Origin of the sequence: Mycobacterium sp. E3298, from assembly GCF_001666895.1 — a bacterium.
In the GTDB taxonomy this organism is placed as follows: Bacteria; Actinomycetota; Actinomycetes; order Mycobacteriales; family Mycobacteriaceae; genus Mycobacterium.
The window spans coordinates 1-1,854 of the sequence record NZ_LZJB01000492.1 but is presented as its reverse complement, the minus strand read 5'-3'; the positions used below and the strand labels follow the sequence as shown (position 1 = coordinate 1,854).

At 69.7% G+C, this 1,854-nt stretch carries 2 protein-coding genes; both read left to right on the top strand.

Features of this window, described 5'->3' with window-relative positions; all coding sequences use genetic code 11:
* A partial coding sequence (locus A9X05_RS22470; protein ID WP_156736909.1) for a helicase-related protein occupies positions 1-1,120 on the top strand: 1,120 nt, incomplete at its 5' end.
* 46 nt (positions 1,121-1,166) lie between these two features.
* The coding region (locus A9X05_RS22465) for an HNH endonuclease family protein (RefSeq protein WP_067784146.1) at positions 1,167-1,854 on the top strand (688 nt) is incomplete at its 3' end.

The following is a 1,854-nucleotide window of genomic DNA, read 5'->3' as shown; positions in this document are numbered from 1 at the left end:
CCAGCTCGGTGGCGCGGACAACGCTACGCGCGTGGCCCTGCTCACCGGTTCGATGACCGCGGCGCAGAAGAAGCAAGTCCGCGACGAGGTGGCGAGCGGCCAGGCCGGGATCGTCGTGGGCACCCATGCGCTGTTGCAGGACGCGGTGGAATTCCACAACCTGGGCATGGTGGTGGTCGACGAGCAACACCGGTTCGGGGTCGAACAGCGAGACCAGTTGCGGGCCAAGGCCCGTCCCGGTGTGACCCCGCACCTGCTGGTGATGACGGCGACGCCGATACCGCGCACGGTCGCATTGACCGTCTACGGCGACCTGGAAACCTCGACGCTGCGCGAACTTCCGCGCGGACGCCAGCCGATCACCAGCAACGTGATCTTCGTCAGGGACAAGCCCGCCTGGCTCGACCGGGCCTGGCAGCGCATCACCGAAGAGGTGACCGCCGGCCGGCAGGCCTATGTGGTGGCGCCCCGGATCGACGAGACCGACGAGCCGGAGAAGCAGGATCAGGACGCGAGACCGTCGGAGACGGCCGAGGGACTCTACGCGCGGCTGCGTGCACGCGAGCTGGCGAACCTGCGCCTCGGGCTGATGCACGGCCGGCTGTCCGCCGAGGAGAAGGACGCCGCGATGGCGGCGTTTCGCGCCGGTGAGACCGATGTACTGGTGTGCACCACGGTGATCGAAGTGGGCGTCGACGTCCCCAACGCCACGGTGATGCTGGTGATGGATGCCGACCGGTTCGGCATCAGCCAGCTGCATCAGCTGCGCGGCCGCATCGGCCGCGGCCGGCACCCGAGTCTGTGCCTGCTGGCCACCTGGGTCTCGCCGGGGTCGCCCGCGGGCCGACGGCTCTCGGCCGTGGCCGCGACCCAGGACGGGTTCGCGCTCGCCGACCTGGACCTCAAGGAGCGCCGGGAAGGAGACGTCTTGGGCCGCAATCAGTCCGGCCGCGCGATCAACCTGCGCCTACTCTCGCTGGCCGACCACCGCGACGTCATCGAGGCCGCGCGCGACTTCTGCGTCCGAACCTACGACGAAAATCCGGCCAGCCCCGAATTGGCCTTGCTGGCAGCGCCTTTCGTCACCACCGACCGGATCGAATACCTGGACAAGTCGTGACCGCCGGCGACGATGCAGAGCGAAGCGATGAGGAGGAGCGGCGCTTGTGAACCGCAAAGTGCTGCTGTGGTTGTCCGCGGCCGCCGCGCTCGCCCTGCTGGTGGCCTACCAGACGGTCGGATCCTCGACGGCCAGGCACGCGGACGAATACGCCGCGCGCGCCGACGTTCCGACCGTGCAACCGGGCGCCGACGTGCTCGCGGGTATCGCGGTGCTGCCGCTGCGGGCGCACCGGTACGACTACCGCAGGGCGGCGTTCGGCGACGCGTGGGACGACGACAACGACGCCCCGCTGGGCCACAACGGCTGCGACACCCGCGACGACATCCTCAACCGCGACCTCGTGGACAAGACCTACGTGTCGACCAAGCGGTGTCCGGACGCGGTGGCCACCGGCACCCTGCACGACCCGTACACCAACAAGACGATCGCCTTCCAGCGGGGCGCCAAGGTCGGCGAGGCGGTGCAGATCGATCACATCGTCCCGCTGGCCTACGCCTGGGACATGGGCGCCTACAACTGGCCGGACGGGGAGCGGCTGCGGTTCGCCAACGATCCGGCCAACCTGCTGGCCGTCGACGGGCAGGCCAATCAGGACAAGGGCGACGCCTCGCCGGCGCAGTGGATGCCGCCGAACGCGGCGTTCGCCTGCCAGTACGCAATGCAGTTCATCGCCGTGCTGCGCGGCTACGCGCTGCCGGTGGACCAGGCGTCGACCGGTGTGCTCCGCCAGG